Origin of the sequence: Colwellia sp. E2M01 (genome assembly GCF_018860585.1) — a bacterium.
Taxonomy (GTDB): Bacteria; Pseudomonadota; Gammaproteobacteria; order Enterobacterales; family Alteromonadaceae; genus Colwellia.
Genome location: NZ_JAHKPR010000054.1, coordinates 46554 through 64689, shown reverse-complemented (window position 1 = coordinate 64689; position 18136 = coordinate 46554). Strand labels below are relative to the sequence as shown.

The following is an 18136-nucleotide window of genomic DNA, read 5'->3' as shown; positions in this document are numbered from 1 at the left end:
GCGATACAAATTATAATAACGAGATCAGCTAAGTTGAATTTAATTAAAGAACTTAACTGGATTAATAACATAATTAAAATTAAGTTATTAGTGAATGTTAAGTGCATTGAACGAAACTTCACTGCTTCTATTGTTTTTTAGTACTAAACAATGGGTTTCGCCTAACCTCGCACTACTATCTAGGGCAAGCATTTCGTCAGCACTAAAAGTCGCATTGGAAAGGATAACCGCCGAGCAATTACCTCTACTTAATACACTCTTTATTTGTTCTATATCTAAATGGGCAGATTTATCATCAACAATGTTATTCACTTTATTTTTACCTTTAAAGCTAACACAAAGTATCTTTGAAATATCAATTCCATGAGTTTTGGCTAGTTGTTCTAATGACGATTCTTCAGGGTTAATAAACAATACCCACTTTTTAGTTTGATTATGTTGTTGGCAGATATCGGCATATTTGAATGTTAGTTCAGCATGGTTTTCAACACTGTCAGACTTTAACCACGCTTGTTCCGCGACTAACTCTGAAGGCGTAGCTACAATAGTTTGGTTAATAGAGTTGCCAAGTCTAGTATTAGTAAAGTTGATTGCTGTATTGGTTGTAGTATTGGCTGAAAACATGGTGCTACCTCGTGTTTAATAGCAAATCATAATGCTAAATAATTATACTGTATAAATGTACAGTATATCGTTTTTGATGAGTATTCAAGCATTATTTGTTATTTATTTACACATATTTTAGTAAGGGGGATTTACGTTTTACTTTCGTGTTTATAGGTTTCTGTTTATAGATTGGTAGTTTTTAATTATCGCTTAATGGGAAAGGTCTTAATTAGTAAAGGCACCGATTAAAGGGAATTATTCGATTTTTTTTTTAAAAAAGTGCTGAGTTTCAGTTGTAAAGTTAACTATTAAATTAGCTATTAGGTAGGTTATTAAATTTTTCGACAGGAAGATAAAAAGGATATGTGAAATGACTCCCTAAAAACACAGGTCTTTGAGGGAGAGAATGACATAGGGAAGTTAATAAGAATGAAGATTTTCTTTATCTGTCTATAAGCTATTAAATAAATACTTTCCGGCATTAGGCATTAGGCATTAGGCAAAAGCGAAAGTTATACGCATTTAATCTCAGTACTGTCTACTTTAATGCTGTTTATTTGAGTAAATAGCAGTATGCGAAAGCGCATTCGATGTAAGTTTAGCTAAGCAAAATTTTGAAACCGATTAATATCAATGTAACGCCGCCTAAAATTTCTGCCTTAGTTTCTAGCCAGGTACCTGTTCTTGCACCCATTATTACGCCAAACCAGCTAAAGAAAAAAGTCATTATACCGACGATAAAACAAGCGATTAAAGGATCTACAGCTAATACTGTTAAAGAGAAGCCAGCAGCCATGGCATCTATGCTCGTTGCAACCGCTAGTATTAACATCACGCGGTGAGTTATTTTAGCAATATCGTCAGCGTTATTTGTCTCAAAAGATTCGTAAATCATTTTAATACCTATAATAAAGAGTAATAAAAATGCTATCCACGAAGCGTAGGATGCTAACAAGCCTAATAAACTTTTGCCCCCTATATAACCAAGTAAGGGCATTATGCCTTGAAACAAACCAAAATATATTGCGGCGATAAAGGCCAATGACATGGCTTTATCTTTATGCTTAGCACCTAAACCAATCGATACTGCGAAGGCGTCCATACTTAAGGCAATGGCTAAAATTATTACTTCTATCATTTCTAACTCTATATTTACACTTATGTCTTTGACTCTCTTTATCCTACAGCGTGATGCTATAATACGGAGTTTTTGGTTGTGTCAATTAGCACCGTATATATTAGTTTTTATTTGCCAGTTCTCTTTTCTAAGGCACTTCTTGAAAGAGGCAGAAACGACTAATCAATGTTAAGCTTGTGAATCAAAAAGGTTACCCTCATAGTTATAAGCTTTTGTTAAATTGGCCGTTCTATCAACTCTAACGCAGATCATGGCTTTGCTGTTATCTTTATTTTTCGATATTTTCTTTATCTAGCTCTGGAGCGTTAGTGAAGATATTTAATCGTAAACTCTCTAATTCTTGCATAGTTTTCTCTATATTAGAGGTTTCAATAAAATCCACTAATATTTGTGGCGTTTTACTTGAAAATCTTATATCCACTTCTCGATCATAATACTGAATACTGCCAGGGGATTTTTTTATGATTTCAATTGCGGTTTTAACAAGTTCGCTAGAAGGTTCGCTTTTTGTCATCATAACAGGTAAATGCCTGATATTACCCTCATAATGTTCGTGAAACTCTTGTTCTGTAAAGTAATTAAGTAAGTCTTTAATATCCTGAGTTAACTCTGTGTAATGCGGTAAAACAAAAACACTGATTGGCGTGACGGTAAAGTTAGGTATTTCAGGTTTTATTTGAGGGAATGCAGCGACGCCAATATCTTCATAATCACTAAAGTTTAAGTTTTGTGGTATGCCATCACTTAAAATCATCGCACTATAACCTCTAATCATTGTCGGGTACACATCCCAAATAGAGTATTTTGCGGAGTCTGTGTTAAAGCAATGGTTGTCAATTAAAGCTTTAAAGTGTTCTAATGTTTCTCTTATTCGCTCATCCAAAAAAGATTGCTGGCCAGAAGCTAGTTCGCGATAAAAATTAATTCCATGTAATCGTAAAATAAGGTAATCCAACCAACCATGCAGTATCCACTCAGTGCTTTTGGTACCAATTGCAAACATGACGACTTGTTTATCGTGTAAAGTATTACAAGTTTTAAGTAGTTCAGACCAAGTATTAGGAATTTTTATCTTTAATTTTTTGATGGCCGATTTACGATAATAAAGTCCATATAGTGCGTAAGCGACTGGGATAGAATAAATACGATTATCTATCTGCGTGGTCTCAAATATAGAAAGAGGGATATTATTGACGTTTTTATTTTCTTGCCAAAAAGGGGTGAGATCTTGAATTAAGCCTTGTGAAGCATATTCATTAACTCGAGACCCTCCCAACCAACCGATGATTTCAGGTCCTTTATCGCTTTTTAGCCATTCATCGACATAATTACTATATCGAATCATCCCATTAACAAAGTAAGGCTCTATCGTAATACGTGGATTATTATTATTGAATTTCTCGAAGAGTTTTTCAATTCTTTGTCTATGGATAGGACCGTCCCCATGCATAGCGACATTAATTATTTTCTTTTGATTTTCAATGCTTTGTGCAGAGATAATGAATAATAAAGTAAAGATACAATACACTTTACCAATAAGTTTAATTAAGTAGGAAGTTTGTACCATATACTTCATTGTCCCCATTTCTCAAAATTAAGCTAAGTATTATAATTAGTTACTTCAATATCAATGACCTGAGTTATCGCATATTACTATTGGGGTGAATAAAAGATAAATTAAGCGTTTTGAATCCCGCTGTATTTAATGCGAGGATGTAAACTAGTATTGAAATAGGATGTGTTAAGCGAATAATAGAGTATAGCTGATATTTGCTAGGTAGGTGTTACAGATAAAGATAACACCTCTTTTATTTAATCGTTAGCGTAACCAGATACAGGTAAAACGTTACCGTCTAAAACTGCATTGTCTCCTTGCATTGTTAATCTTTTTTCAGCAAACCATTTTACTACAAGCGGATAAATACGGTGCTCTTGCTCATGAACACGAGCAGATAAATCATCAACAGTATCACCGTCAAATACCGGTACTTTAGCCTGTAAAATTACTGGGCCACCATCAAGCTCTTCAGTCACAAAATGAACACTAACGCCATGCTCTTTATCACCTGCATCAATTGCACGTTGGTGCGTATTTAAACCTTGATATTTAGGTAGTAGAGAAGGGTGAATGTTGATTAATTTACCTTGAAAGTGTTGTACAAACGCGGGTGTTAAAATTCGCATAAAACCAGCTAACACAATTACATCGGCATCAAAGTTATCAATTTCTTTAATGAGCGCTATATCGTAATCTTCTCGACTTGCAAACCCTTTATGCGAAAGTGAAACCGTTGGGATTTCGGCGTTTTTAGCGCGCGTTAAACCGTAAGCGTCTTCTTTATTGGAAAGTACACCGACCACTTCGCCAGGGTAATTTTTATCTTCACAGGCATCAATAATGGCTTGTAAATTTGTACCACTGCCAGAGATTAATATAACTATTCTGCTCGACATGATTCTTCCTTATTTTTATTCTATTTAGAAATCTTCAGAACGTCTTTTATGTGCATTTTAATATAGCACTCAAAAAATTTTGAACATATTCTGATAACATTTAGATAAATTAAAGGGGCTAGTAAATAGCCCCTTTATTAAATTATTTCTTATAAGTTAGATATTTTTTAAATATCTCTTTCGTTAATAACTTAACGAAACATGCTTAATATATTAATAATAAATTAAGCAAAAACAACTTGTTCAGCATCGCTTGGTAAATCAGCGATTTCGCCAATGTGCCATGCTTTTTCGCCGTGCGCTGTTAAAATTTCAATACTTTCTGCAACTTTTTCAGCTGGTACAACGATAACCATACCAACACCACAGTTAAAAGTACGGTACATTTCATGCGTAGTAATGTTGCCGTTATCTTGTAACCAGTTGAAGATGCTTGGCCATGCCCAGCTATCACCTTTAATAACCGCTTGTGCAGTTTCAGGTAATACACGTGGAATATTTTCCCAGAAACCACCACCAGTGATATGAGAAAGGGCATGAACATCAACACTTTTAAGCAATTCAAGAACAGATTTAACGTAAATTTTCGTTGGTTCCATTAAGTGATCAGCAATCTTCTTACCGTCAAGTAACTCGTTAGTGTTAGTATTATTTACTTCTAAAACTTTACGAATTAATGAAAAACCATTTGAATGAGGGCCAGATGCCCCAAGTGCGATAAGTTGATCGCCTGCAGCTACGTTTGTACCGTCAATTAAACGAGACTTTTCAGCAACACCTACACAAAAACCAGCAATATCGTAATCGCCTTTGTGGTACATACCTGGCATTTCAGCTGTTTCGCCGCCAACAAGTGCACAACCAGATAAAATACAACCTTCAGCAATACCTTCAACAACAGCAGAAGCTACAGCTACGTCAAGTTTGTCAGTTGCATAGTAATCAAGGAAGAATAATGGCTCAGCGCCTTGCACAATTAAATCGTTAACACACATAGCAACTAAATCGATACCAACAGTATCGTGTTTAGCTAAATCAATTGCTAAACGTAATTTAGTACCAACACCGTCTGTACCTGCTACTAATACAGGCTCTTTATAACCTGTAGGCAATTGACATACAGAGCCAAAACCACCTAAACCACCCATAACCTCTGGGCGTGTAGTACGTTTTACCGCACCTTTAATGTTTTCAACAAGGGCATTACCAGCATCAATATCAACACCAGCATCTTTATAGCTTAACGACTGTTTTTGTTCGCTCACGGGGAAACCTCAGAAATTACCGACAGTATTTTATGGGGCGTATTCTACCAGTGGAAACAAACATACTCAAGGCGATAATGGTATCTTGTCTTTGTTTTGTAAATTAGCGGCTTTTTAATTGAAATTATTGATAATTGCTTAGCTTAAATGTGAGCACTGCGATAATACTGTGATAATATAATGGCCATGTAATTATTGTGCTTTATTAAAGCGCGTGTTCAACTAATTTTTAAGTTAGCTTACTTATGTTTAGAGTGTTGAAGTTTAGAATGTTTAAATTCCCCTTTGTTTTAATTTTACTGAGTCTCATCCTTACTAGTATTAAATCAACAGCGTTAGAAGTTAATGATTTATATCAAGTTACTGTTGCAGTTGATTCACAATCGCAAGACCAACGTGCTCAGGCAATTACCTCTGCTTTGCAAGGGGTATTTTTAAAAGTTGGTGGTAAGAAAAGCGTATTACAAAACAAGGTATTATTAAAAGCGCAATCAAGAGCAAACAATTATGTTAATCAATATCGCTATCAACGTGTTGATAATCAGTTAAGCCTTGTAGTGAATTTTAACGAACAAAAAGTTAATGCGTTATTTAAACAAGCTGAATTAGCGTTGTGGGGAAGTTTACGTCCGCAAGTGCTTTTATGGTTGCTTGATGAACAAGGAGCAAGCAGAAGTATTGTTGCTTATGATACTCAAGCGCTTATGCCTACGGCGGTAAATGAGTTTTCTAAACAACGCGGGCTGCCTATCGTTATGCCATTAATGGATTTTGACGATAGCTTACAAATTACGGTAAGTGACTTGTGGGCATACTTTCCAGAGCAAATTAAACAAGCCTCGGCTCGTTATTCTGCTGATATGGTTATTGTTATGCGAGTTTCAGACTCTAGCTTAGTGAATGAAAAAATTAAAGAGTTAGCTGAAAATCAAAGTAATGTTAATTGTGGTTTGTTATGTCAGGAGCAAGAAGTAGCAACACCAATAGCGCTTGATTGGAAGGTGTTTACTCAAGGTGCATTATATACACAGCAATATCAAGGTGTTGATAAAGTTACTTTGATAAACCAAGGTTTGTCAGATATTACTAAATTGATTTATCAATCTTATGCTTTATCCACTAATGCTGAAAATGATTTTGTTATTGAAGTAAATAACGTTAAATCATTAAAAAGTGATACCCAACTCTTTGATTTTTTATCAAACTTATCAGCTATCAAAGCGGTAACCTTGATCAGTGCACAAGGCGATGTACGTCGTTTTCAAATAGAGTTACTTGGCTCTGAAGAGGCTTTTATTGCTTCTTTAAAGCTTAATGATAAATTAATCTTACAAACTGTACCACAAGTCGTACCTGAAACTGTACCGCAGGCAATAGATGATACAGAAAGCCTATTAACTGAATCAGTAATAGGTGAAGAAAGTGACGAGAATGTCATGACGTATCGAGGCATGAAAGTTATTGTATTGGGTGATACCGACGAGCAGACAAATCTTTTTGATGAAATAGCAGAACAAAATGTTGAGCAAAGCGTTGAACAAGATGTTATTGGTGGTGTTGATGAAGACATGACAAATAATGAAGATGCAATTAACTTTCAGCGAGAGCTAACAACTGACAATGAAACTAACGTTGACCTAACCCCCGCTATTGATGGTGCAGTTGATGATACTTTGGATGACTTAAATAATACTACAGAATTAGATGTGGAAATTGATCCTGAAACAGGTGAACCACTTCCTGTTGCAGAAGAAAAAATACCATTAACTATTGTGCCTAATATCCCAGTATTTTCATGGGAGCAAGAATGAAGCAAGACGCTCAGCTTACATTAAAAGTACAATTACCAGACGACGAAACTTTTGCTAGTTATAAGAGCGAAGCTAATCTAAATATAATTAGTCAGTTAAAAGCTTTTATTGAACAGCAGCAAGAAACACCACATGGTTTTTACTTGTTTGGTTTACCTAGCGCGGGTAAATCACACCTATTACATGCAAGTAGTAGTTATGCTGCACAATCAGGTAAAACATCGGTATGTTTATCTTGTGCCGAACTAAAAGACTTACCAGTTGCCGTATTAGATGGTTTAGAGCAAATAGATTTGATTTGCCTTGATGATATTCACTTAATTGCTGGTGACAAATTGTGGGAGCAAGCAATTTTTGACTTATATAATAGAGTGCTTGAACAAAATAAGTATTTATTAATTTCAGGTAATGAAAGTGTTCAACAGCTTGGTATCAGTTTACCCGATCTTGTCTCAAGACTTACCTGGGGATTAACGGAGCAGGTAAAACCACTTGATGATATTGAAAAAATAACGGCGTTACAGCACCGAGCCACACAAAGAGGTTTAAGCTTATCTGATGAAGTAGTGAAGTTTTTACTTAATCGTTTGAGTCGAGATATGGGCAGTTTAACTAAGTCACTCGATGAGTTAGATAAAGCATCTATTCAAGAGCAGCGAAAAATCACTATTCCGTTTATTAAAGAAGTCTTTAACTTACACTAATACAACTTAACTAAGCCGAAAATTAATAGAAGTATTAATTTTATTATTAAGAGTATTAATGTGTAGGTAACGGTTTGTGATGATAATGCCTATCATTGTGCACAGGTATAAAATCAACCACATTGTTTTCTGCAAACCTTTCTATATCGGTTAACTCTAAGAGTGAATTAGCGAGTGACTTGGTTGTTGTAATACGCTTGCTGGAAACAGCGCTGCTAATTGTTAAGTTTTCAATCCAGTTATTTCCTTCAATCATTTCTATAGGAGTAGGAAGTTGATTGATTATGGCTTGACCGTCTAACTCTGGTAACGCGCTTTTTGCAGTAAATAGCGCTCGATCTTTTAATTTATCGTCACCAATACGGCCTCGCTGACCCCAAGTAACAATATAGTCTGTAGCTGATATGCTTTCACCGTCAGGTTGATTAGTAATCGCAATGTCTCGCATGATGCTAAAACGATGTTGCATCATTAACTCTTCAAATAACATGGCATAATCTTCACGTAGGCTTGAATAGGCATAAAAGTCTGAGGCGCTGTCAGAGCTAAAAAAACCTTCAATATCTGTAGGTAAATAGCTTCTCTGTACTTGACTAGCTGATTCTCCAGCAAAACGAACTCGTCCTAAGTTACGCATTTCTTGGCTCGCTAAGGGGTAGCTGACTGCCAGTTCATCGGACTCAAAATTGCTGCTTACTGCGGCATCAAGTACTCGATCATTATTGTCATGAATATACCACTCAGTGCTAGGGAAAAAGTCATTAGCGTGGGCCAGCTCATGATAAAGTAAAGCCGTTAATTGGTATAATGTATCATTAGCAGTGCGGTTAATTCTGTTTGACTTACTGTAACTTCCGTACGCATAGGCATTATCTTTTACATAACGCCAAGGCATAACAAATTGTAAGTCACTACCATAATTAGATCTATAATCAGGAGCTTCGTTAATCGTGTCTCGTTCATTAGCTGTTAGCCAAAGGTTTTCAGGATCTAAATAAATAGCGCCGGTTGCAGCCCAATAAAAAGAAGGGCGAATATCGTAAGCGATCACAATCGCGGTTGTTGCTCGAAGCAAAAATTTTATGTCGTTATTGGGATCATTACTGGTCAAAAACTCTTTAAATCTATCACCCATCCATTGGTGAGAAACCACTACTCTGTCCATTATGTTGTCGATAGTTGGGGCAATCGATAAACTCTGCCCGGCTATTTCAGCAGCAAGCAAAGGTGTTTTATCTAAAGTACAAGAGCTACTAAGAGTATTTGAATAAGCACAATCAACAATTTCTTGCGCATAAGGACTGTTACTATTATAGGGAAATACTGTCGCGACTCTGTCAGAGAAGTAGGCGTTGTCTTTTATTTCAGCTACAGGCTCAATTAGTACACCAACTTGGTCGTGGTAAGTAATATTGTTATTGTCTGTCGCGGATACCTCAAAGGTAATAATAGTGTCATTCTTAACCATTGGAGCGTTAAAGAATATAGCTAAGTCACCGTCAGTATTGCCGGTATCGTTATCAGTGATTAAGCTAACAGTAGGTCCTGATATTTGTTGCCAGGTAATGCTATTACTATTATTCGTATCGTATTGTAGGTGAGCGCGGTGTGAAACTTTATTTTGGGCAAGTGCTGTGTGTGATAAGCGTGCGGTTACCTTATGCTCGTTGTCATCAACTGTGACTGTTTTTTGTAAAGTCTGTTCTTGTTCATCATTGAGGGTAAAGCTAACAGCAAAACTATAGTCACCAGCTTGTGTTGGAGTAAAAGCAATACTTTTACTGGTGCTAGCAAGTATGGTTACAGGCTCTCCAGCAGTTTGTTGCCAGTTGATGTTGCTAATACTGTCGTTTGGGTAATAAAGAAAAAGATCAACACTTTGGTTAATACTTTGATTATCATCTAATTGCACAATATCGTCGATAAGGTCGATATCATTTTCAAAAAAACGATTACTATCACAAGCCATTAATACGGCTGATACTGAGAGTATGACTAAAAGCTGTTTAGTGTAAGTCAACAAGTGCATTAATCCTTCCTAACCCTTAACTAAGTAAATGGCGAGTTTATATACTAATGTCTTTAAATTAACCTTTTTAATAAGTTATATAAGGTTCATTTAAAGATTATCGTTTTATCTAGGTTTCTTCGTCTTTCTTCTTACGTAAACTTAAGCCCAGCTCTTGTCCACGAAATTTTGCGTAATATGTAGCACCAAAAAACATCGCGCTAGCAAAAATAAGCTCAAGCGTTGCCCAAATGGCGTCTTCAGGTAACACCCATAGCGTAGTTAAGCTATGTAGAAAATAGATTAACACAATAAAGTTAGACCATGCATAAGTAAAAGGATTACCTTGTAATAATCCTTTTAATGGAAATAATAAAGGTAAAGTAAACATAATCAATGTTGTAGGCATACTTAAGCTATCGCTAGGGCTTAATACTATCAACCATAGAGGCATGAATAGTAGTAAAGAAAAATAACCAGCTAATGCTATTTTTTTGTAGGTATTTGTCGCTAATCGTTGTTTATTCATTGTTTGCTTATATTGGCTTAATAATAGAGTACTTTGGGAATTAAAAGAAAGCTAAAACATTTTCAGGTGGACGGCCGATAATCGCTTTACTGCCATTACTGACTATTGGGCGTTCAATTAATTTCGGTGTATTTACCATCGCATTAATAAGCTCAACATCGCTTGCATCTTTTAATCCTTGCTCTTTAAATTCAACTTCTTTAGTTCGCATCATAGCCAGAGGAGTGCAATTAAGTTGTGCTAATAATTGCTTGATTTCGTCGATGTTTAATGGAGTCTTTAAGTATTCTACTATTGTTATTTCTTGTTGTGAGTCGTTAGCTTTCTCTTCAAGTAGTGCTAATGTTTGGCGACTTTTAGAGCAGCGAGCGTTGTGGTAAATAGTAAACATTATGGTTTCCTTTAAATAATATGAATAAATTGTCAATTACAGGTAATAGCTAGCAAGGTATGCATTATAATCGTTTTAGACGTTTTTCGTCTTCTTGTAATTGTATGATCCTAGCTTTTACTCTTTTTTGCATTAGAGGTCTGTCTTCAAGCATGGCATAACTGGTTTGTAATTCATCAACAGCTTTTGCGTAACCACCTAGCAAAGCAAAAATCTCCGCTTTATACATATGCATTAAACCGAGTTTTTTATTGCTACGATAGAGAGTTGTTAATAAGTCGTAAGCGATAAAATTATCAGAATTGGTTAACAAATAATCTTTTAAAACCTGTTCTGCGTCATCATACTGTTTAGCGGAGATTAACGCATTAGCATAATTTAAGCTAACAACTTGATTGTTTGGCATCAACATATTTAACTGATTGAGCATGGCTAATGCATTTTGTGTTTGATCATTTGCTATATACACATCAGTTATGGCATCTACATAAAATAAATTATTTCTATCATACTTCAATAATGTTTCGAGTAATTCTAACGCTTCCTCATTTTGTTTATTTTCAAAGTAAGACAAAGCTAAACCATACATAGCGGCTTCTCTGTATGCGTAACGTTTTTTCTCTAACTGACGTGAAAAGTTAGTAATATTAGACTTTATATCACTTTCATAACGAGCAGTAAGCCTGGCTTTGGCTAATTCAAATTCTAAACTTGGCGGTAATGGACGGGCAGGGTACTTCAGCGCGCGTTGACGAGCTTCAGTGATCCGTGAGTCTGGTAATGGATGTGTTAATAACATCGCTGGTGGTTTACTCGCATAGCGATATTTGACTGACAACTTACCAAAGAAACTTGCCGCTGCTTGTGGGTCATATCCACTGTTTGCTAATAACGCTATACCTACGTTATCCGCTTCTTTTTCATTGCTACGGGTGTAATTAATACTGGCTTGTTGACTAAGTGCCATACTAGCGCTCAATGCCGCCATACCTACTGTAGGGTTAACTAGACTTATTAATACACTTGAGAGAACTGCTGCCATTGTTAAACCTTGAGTTTGACCTTGTGATTCAAGTCTTCGGGCTAAATGGCGTTGAGTAACGTGTGATATTTCGTGGGCAAGAACTGCGGCTAATTCACTTTCAGTATCAGCGGTTGTCACTAAGCCGCTATGTACACCAACATGACCACCGAAAAAAGCAAAAGCATTTAATTCTTTATTATTAATAAGAAAAAATTCAAAAGAATAATTAACACCGCGAGCATTTTTGACTAAAGAATTACCTAAATGGTTGATATATTCATTGAGTACAGGATCATGTATTACTGGTTGTGAACCTCGTAACTGACGCATCATTGCTTGGCCAATTTGTAGCTCTTTATCAATAGATAAAATACTGTAACCGGAAATACCTATGTCAGGTAACTTGTTCTTATTGTTTCCAATTGCACTAGCTGTTGGGCTTGTTGCAGCGGCAATAGTTAATGTTATCAATAAGCTGCTAAAAAAGGGTTTTATATTAAACATTTTATTAGAATACAGAGTAAATTTTTTATTAAACTTTATATGAAACAAGATGGCTTCCTAAATTCTACTTGGCCTGCATGGCTGAAAGAACATAAAACTATTTATTAACTACATTCATGAATTATGGGTAAGAATATCACCATTTCTTTTTGCGATCTCTTGGTAAAATTCAGCAATACTATAACCTTTGACCGCATCTACTTGAAAAAATTCGTTTAACTTTGCTATTAATGATTCAACTTTATAGTGAGCAAATTTTAATAAGGCTTTGTCAGCTTCATCACCACGTTGAAAACAATAAAGTGAAAATGCCACAAAACTGTTAATACGAAATAGCATTTGCATTTTTTCAGGCACCCAATAATTAAAAGGGCAATCAATGTCGTTAATCATACTCTTTGTTAATTTTTCACCATTAACGATAGGGTAACAATGTAATTCGTAACCTACGTCATTAAATTCATGACGCAAACTTATTTGTAGCTTGTTTTGTTGTTCACTAGTGTTGACATGATTACTGTCATTTATTGTTTTAGTTGTACGTAACAGTGATCTATTCCAAATATTTGGATCCAATATTTGTTTATATGCGTTGTCAAACCCATGAGTTAATATGCCGTCTAGATCACTTAAAGAAGTTGAAAACATCTGGTAAATAGTGGGTACCTCTCCCCAGTTCAATTGTTTTTTATAAGCATTAATTTCTTTTAAGCTAGCTTTGGGACTTAATGAACTCATGTAATTATAATTCCTGGCGATAAGATATTGTGCGTAAAACTAAGGTGAAACAGGTAATATGTAAGATGTTTGCTAACAATACTTTGCATGGTATCCGTTATAGAGGTACGTTATGATAACTAGTACAATGAGTTATGAATTCAATTTATAATAACACTCGCTTAACTTATCTTTGTTTTAGCTTTAATCTTAACTTGTTTCGGTTTAGTGTCATTGTTAACACAAAGGATTAATTGTCTCAAATTTGTCAATTAAACTAAAGCGATGTTTTAATTAGGTACTTCAAATATTAGATAATTTATGATTTATAAATATGATGGTCAGGGGCAAAAGTGTCCTGTTCCGTTAATTCAGTTACGTCAATTACTAAAAAAAATGCAATCTGGCGATGAGTGCCACATTATTATCAATGATATTGGCTCTTTAAATGACATTCCTAAATTACTTAATAAAAAAGGCTATACCTACCAGCAAAAAGACATAGCGGTTGGTATAGTCGAAATAAACATTAAGTTATAAAAAACTAAGTTATAAACATCAAATTATTAAAGTTATATTAGGTATATTTCTATATACATTGCTAAAAGGTTAAATAGGTCGTTATGTATAAATTATTTAGTGAATGGTATAAACGTAAATTCTCAGATCCACATGCAGTAACACTGGTTGTTATTTTAGTTAGTATTACTTTGTTTATTACCTTATTTAGTAATTTACTTATGCCGGTATTTGTTGCGATAGCGTTGGCTTTTTTATTAGATCTTCCAGTAAACAAATTGGTTAATAACTCAATGTCGCGCACCAGCGCTACCATCGTTGTGGTTATTACTTTTGTCGGCTTCGCGCTCTTAGCCGCATTTGGTTTGTTACCCCTTATTTGGAAGCAAAGTAGTAACCTATTACAAGAAGTTCCCCACATGGTTAGTTTATCTCAAGATTACTTAATGACCTTGCCTGAAAAATACCCTGACTTGGTTGATGTTGAGCAAATAAAAAGCATTATTGCCATGATAAAAAATAACTTTTTGCAATGGGGGCAAGTAGGGTTGAAAGGCTCACTGAATGCCATTTCTGATATTGTAGCCTTACTTATTTATTTAATACTTGTACCGTTAATGGTGTTTTTCTTTTTGAAAGATAAAGCCGATTTAATAAACAGTATTACTTTCTTTTTACCGAAAGAGCGCCGCATGGCTAATAAAGTTAGTAACGAAATGAATCAACAAATATTAAATTATATTCGCGGTAAAGTTATTGAAATTATTATTGTTGGTACTTCATCAACAGTTGCCTTTATGTTTCTTGATTTGCAATACTCGCTATTACTGGGGGTTTTAGTAGGTCTGTCAGTGTTGGTGCCTTATGTGGGAGCAACTGTCGTGACACTTCCGGTGATGTTGGTGGCGTTATTTCAATTTGGCTTTAGTAGTGAATTTGGTTATGTAATGCTGGCTTACGGTATTATTCAAGCAATAGATGGTAATGTTATTGTGCCATTATTATTTTCTGAAGCTGTTAATTTACATCCTGTCACGATTATTATTGCGGTCATATTTTTTGGCGGAATGTGGGGCTTTTGGGGGGTGTTTTTCGCTATTCCTTTAGCAACATTAGTAAAAGCGGTTATTAATGCTTGGCCGACGATTCCGGATGCTGAGCAAAAGCTGATTCCTGAAACTGTTGCCGTTAGTGATGATAACGACAAGTAAAATACCTTTAATAAGAGGGAATACCGTTACAGTTTGTACATAAAGTAGGGTTATGCGGTATAAGTATTTATTTAATCTTATTTATTTTTCTATCATAGTTTTGCTCATCTTTTTAACTACAAGGGATAAGTTAGATGCAATGATATACCCGCTCCACTTGAAGATGCAGGATTCAGCTGGAATTAGAAACGCCTTTAGGCAAGGCATTGATTGTAGAGAATGGTTTTTCCTTCTCAAAATCAATAACGCGGCATAAAGCGTTTCTAAACCAGCCCTTGGGGAAGACTGAGCAAATCATACCCTGCGTTACATTTCTTTTTAAGGGAACAACCCTTGATAAAAAAAGGTGCCTTGGTTATGAATCGCTCAGGCTTCCTGAAACGAGCATCTTCAAGTGGAACGGGTATATAAGTGCTATTAAAAGTTACCAATTAAAATAAAGCCTAGAGGTATAACCTCTAGGCTTTTTTATTATCAATGCGCTGTATATAGTAAAGTTTAGAGTCACTAAGTTTACAACAGGCACAGTATAATTATTGCTGTAACTCGTTCAATACCGCTAACACAACCTCGTGATGATCTTTGGTTTTAAATTTATTGAAAACATGACTGATTTTACCATCAAGACCGACTAAAAAGCTTAAACGATGTATGCCATCATATTCTCTGCCCATAAATTTCTTCAACCCCCATACACCAAAGGCATCAGCCACTTTATGATCTACATCCGAAAGTAACGAAAAATTTAATGAATCACGATCGCAAAACTTAGTTAAGCGTTTAACTTCATCAGGACTAATACCAAAAACTACGGTATTTAATGCATCAAGCTCAGCTTTAATATCACGCAAACCTTGAGCTTGCACAGTACAACCAGGTGTCATTGCTTTAGGATAAAAATAAACTAATACTTGTTTTTTTCCGATAAAATCAGCGAGAGAGATAGATTCTTCATTTTCATTAGACAGGGTAAATAACGGTGCAATATCACCGACTTTTAGTGTTTTCATAGTAAACTCATTCCTAATTATTTTAAAAAGTAATTGTTATTTATAAAAGATGCATTTTGTATAGGGCGAAATTATTAAGCCAGTTGGCAATAACACTAATTTGCTATTGCTTATAAATAGCTTGTTTATAACTAATTTTATTTTGTACAATCAATGCAACTTTTCCAATATTGATGTAAATAGCATTTTTGATTATCCACAACCAATTTATTGTATTATCTGGTTACTCAAATTTAAACGCAGTAAAGCCTTTATTTGAATGCTTTGTGCAAGCGATATTTTTTTCGCTAAAAGCTAACGCATTAATAACCTGATGTAATCTTAAGTTATCAATACCTAACATTGTAACTTACCGTGATTAAAGTTGGAATCATCTCGCATTTTTGTGGTCATATAACTTGTGTTTGTAAAATCAGGCAAGTACCATGGGGCGCATTATATAGCCTTGTTTTTATCAAAGTATTTTTAGTGGGTTAAGTAGGTTGTTGTAAAAAGATTATATTGATGATTTTTTCTCTCAATATAAGAAGTGAACATCCTCAACCACAGGAGTTTTAATGAGTTGTAAAGTATTTTATTTTTCGCTGTTGGCGTTATCATTAACGGCGTGTGGTTCTGTTAATAATAAGCAAGCACTTGGCGATTTTGATTATCAGAATTTAAAAGAAGCAAAGGGCATTGTTATTCCCGCTAATCTAGATACACCAAAACAGTCTAATGAATATTTCATTACAAATAATATCAATCATGCTGGTCCTGTTGGTGAAAAAATGGATATCAGAGCGCCTTCACTTGTTATGCCTGTTGCTAGTTCGTCACGTGTTGTTGAAGAGTCAGGTGTTGCTATTATTTGGTTTGATCAAGTATTAGAAAATCAAAACTTAATGGATTTAATTGAGGGTGTTGTTAAAGCAAAACTTAACGAAGATGGTGTTGGTTATAGTTTCATTGATGAAGATCCAGAAGTTACCTTAGGTAAAGTAATGGAAGGGGCTACTAGTTTAAAAGAAACCAGTATTAAACGTGAAGGTATTAGAACCGCTATTATTGAATCTGATTGGTATCATGAAGAAGTTGATGATGGTTGGATCTTTGAGGATGTCGTTGTTGCTAAAAGTAAACGTTTTCGTTTTCAAATTTTAGCTAAATCTCATGGTCGCAGTGTGTCGTTAAGAGTGTCGTTAGTAGATTTCTTACAAACGGATTATCTGGGGGGTAGCAAAACCATGGACCCTATCGATCAGCAACGCGCTGAAAAATCTATGTTGAATGAGTTAATTGCTTCTGTAGACTATGCTTACCGTGTGCAACAACGTAAAGATAGATTAATTAGAGCGAATCAAAAATTAGTTAAAATTGGTGAGAATGTTACTGGCGAAGCGGCCTATATTGTCGAGCTTGGTATTGACGATTTATGGAATAACATGCCGTTATTCTTTGAAAAACATGGTTTTACAATTACAGATTTAAGCGAAGAAAACAAAATCTATTATGTTGATTTTGTGAAACCTGAAACAAGTATTTGGGACTCTATTTGGGGTGAAGACAATTCTATTATTGATGTTGATGAAGTGAAATACCAATTTGTATTATCGCAACTTGATGACATTGAACATCAAACCGCAGTAACAATTTACAAAGAAGATGGAACACCGTTAACGTTAGAAACATTAGAACGAGTATTCCCTGCAATAGAGCCGACTTTATCATTTAGAGAAATATTCTAAAGAAGTCGTTGATTTAACGCTTGGTTATTGATGATCGTTAAATCAAAAGTAGCGAAAAGGCAGCTTTTCATCGCCATAATTTATTGATATAAAAAACTCCACTTGCTGGAGTTTTTTTATGTCTATGACTTTAGAAACTGAAGCTTATAGAAACTACGATAAGTTTTTGATCTAGTCGTTGTACGAAGTGGAAATGAAAGCAGGTAATTAAAGGTCTTTAACGCTATTGTAAATTGAAACAATATTCGCTGTAGTCGCTTTAATAAGTGATGTGCCTATTTATGCTTGTGATTATTTATGCTTGTGTTTATTTCGGGCATTCTATGTGCTGTTTTATTGGTTCTAGGTAAGGTTTCTTTACGATCATTTAAACTTGTCTCACGCATTTTATGTTTTGAGTTCTGCTTAAAAGTACTCAAATTACCTAAAAATACGAGAACGGAAATTATCGCTATGGCAATTGCTAACCAGTTATCCATTATTACCTCTTAAGATGGTTAATACCAAGTCCGTTAAAT

At 35.0% G+C, this 18136-nt stretch carries 17 protein-coding genes; 5 read left to right on the top strand and 12 right to left on the bottom strand.

Annotation, left to right across the window (positions count from 1 at the left end; genetic code table 11):
* Positions 1–87: 87 nt before the first annotated feature.
* The 5 genes from KO502_RS11410 to purM all read right to left on the bottom strand — a co-directional run bounded on the left by KO502_RS11410 (position 88) and on the right by purM (position 5463).
* The gene (locus KO502_RS11410) at positions 88–624 is read right to left on the bottom strand and encodes a hypothetical protein (RefSeq protein WP_216022691.1); all 537 of its coding nucleotides are present in this window, start codon (positions 622–624) and stop codon (positions 88–90) included.
* A gap of 580 nt (positions 625–1204) precedes the next feature.
* Complete coding sequence (locus KO502_RS11405; RefSeq protein ID WP_216022690.1) at positions 1205–1744, bottom strand: manganese efflux pump MntP family protein; 540 nt, start codon at positions 1742–1744, stop codon at positions 1205–1207.
* Between the two features lie 268 nt (positions 1745–2012).
* On the bottom strand, positions 2013–3320 hold the full coding sequence (locus tag KO502_RS11400; RefSeq protein WP_216022689.1) for an ABC transporter substrate-binding protein: 1308 nt from the start codon (positions 3318–3320) through the stop codon (positions 2013–2015).
* A 236-nt stretch (positions 3321–3556) separates the two neighbouring features.
* On the bottom strand, positions 3557–4201 hold the full coding sequence (purN, locus tag KO502_RS11395; protein ID WP_216022723.1) for a phosphoribosylglycinamide formyltransferase: 645 nt from the start codon (positions 4199–4201) through the stop codon (positions 3557–3559).
* A 221-nt stretch (positions 4202–4422) separates the two neighbouring features.
* On the bottom strand, positions 4423–5463 hold the full coding sequence (gene purM, locus KO502_RS11390) for a phosphoribosylformylglycinamidine cyclo-ligase (protein ID WP_216022688.1): 1041 nt from the start codon (positions 5461–5463) through the stop codon (positions 4423–4425).
* 269 nt (positions 5464–5732) lie between these two features.
* On the opposite strand from purM, the gene KO502_RS11385 reads away from it, so the two are divergent.
* Together KO502_RS11385 and hda are read left to right on the top strand one after the other, a co-directional pair.
* On the top strand, positions 5733–7274 hold the full coding sequence (locus KO502_RS11385) for a DUF2066 domain-containing protein (RefSeq protein ID WP_216022687.1): 1542 nt from the start codon (positions 5733–5735) through the stop codon (positions 7272–7274).
* Positions 7271–7978, top strand: a complete 708-nt coding sequence (gene hda, locus KO502_RS11380; protein WP_216022686.1) for a DnaA regulatory inactivator Hda — start codon at positions 7271–7273, stop codon at positions 7976–7978. Before KO502_RS11385 ends, hda begins: the two co-directional genes overlap by 4 nt.
* A 55-nt stretch (positions 7979–8033) precedes the next feature.
* On the opposite strand, the gene KO502_RS11375 is transcribed toward hda, so the two are convergent.
* The 5 genes from KO502_RS11375 to KO502_RS11355 all read right to left on the bottom strand — a co-directional run bounded on the left by KO502_RS11375 (position 8034) and on the right by KO502_RS11355 (position 13172).
* The gene (locus KO502_RS11375) at positions 8034–10007 is read right to left on the bottom strand and encodes a hypothetical protein (protein WP_216022685.1); all 1974 of its coding nucleotides are present in this window, start codon (positions 10005–10007) and stop codon (positions 8034–8036) included.
* A gap of 109 nt (positions 10008–10116) precedes the next feature.
* Positions 10117–10515 carry a DUF2069 domain-containing protein gene (locus tag KO502_RS11370; RefSeq protein ID WP_216022684.1) on the bottom strand — a complete coding sequence of 133 codons (399 nt, stop codon included), beginning with the start codon at positions 10513–10515 and terminating at the stop codon, positions 10117–10119.
* A 40-nt stretch (positions 10516–10555) separates the two neighbouring features.
* Positions 10556–10906, bottom strand: coding sequence for an arsenate reductase (glutaredoxin) (arsC, locus tag KO502_RS11365; protein WP_216022683.1), 351 nt, complete (start codon positions 10904–10906; stop codon positions 10556–10558).
* A 64-nt stretch (positions 10907–10970) separates the two neighbouring features.
* Positions 10971–12401, bottom strand: coding sequence for a M48 family metalloprotease (locus KO502_RS11360; RefSeq protein WP_252730733.1), 1431 nt, complete (start codon positions 12399–12401; stop codon positions 10971–10973).
* Between the two features lie 147 nt (positions 12402–12548).
* A complete protein-coding gene (locus KO502_RS11355; protein ID WP_216022681.1) occupies positions 12549–13172 on the bottom strand; it encodes a hypothetical protein in 624 nt (207 codons plus the stop codon).
* Between the two features lie 300 nt (positions 13173–13472).
* On the opposite strand from KO502_RS11355, the gene KO502_RS11350 reads away from it, so the two are divergent.
* The gene (locus KO502_RS11350) at positions 13473–13691 is read left to right on the top strand and encodes a sulfurtransferase TusA family protein (protein WP_216022680.1); all 219 of its coding nucleotides are present in this window, start codon (positions 13473–13475) and stop codon (positions 13689–13691) included.
* 83 nt (positions 13692–13774) lie between these two features.
* On the top strand, positions 13775–14881 hold the full coding sequence (locus KO502_RS11345; RefSeq protein WP_216022679.1) for an AI-2E family transporter: 1107 nt from the start codon (positions 13775–13777) through the stop codon (positions 14879–14881).
* A 533-nt stretch (positions 14882–15414) separates the two neighbouring features.
* Here KO502_RS11345 and bcp read toward each other — a convergent pair.
* Positions 15415–15891, bottom strand: coding sequence for a thioredoxin-dependent thiol peroxidase (gene bcp / locus KO502_RS11340; RefSeq protein ID WP_216022678.1), 477 nt, complete (start codon positions 15889–15891; stop codon positions 15415–15417).
* 557 nt (positions 15892–16448) lie between these two features.
* Here bcp and bamC point away from each other — a divergent pair.
* Complete coding sequence (bamC, locus tag KO502_RS11335) at positions 16449–17618, top strand: outer membrane protein assembly factor BamC (RefSeq protein ID WP_216022677.1); 1170 nt, start codon at positions 16449–16451, stop codon at positions 17616–17618.
* A 275-nt stretch (positions 17619–17893) separates the two neighbouring features.
* Here bamC and KO502_RS11330 read toward each other — a convergent pair whose 3' ends face one another.
* Positions 17894–18097, bottom strand: a complete 204-nt coding sequence (locus KO502_RS11330; protein ID WP_216022676.1) for a hypothetical protein — start codon at positions 18095–18097, stop codon at positions 17894–17896.
* Between the last annotated feature and the right edge of the window lie 39 nt (positions 18098–18136).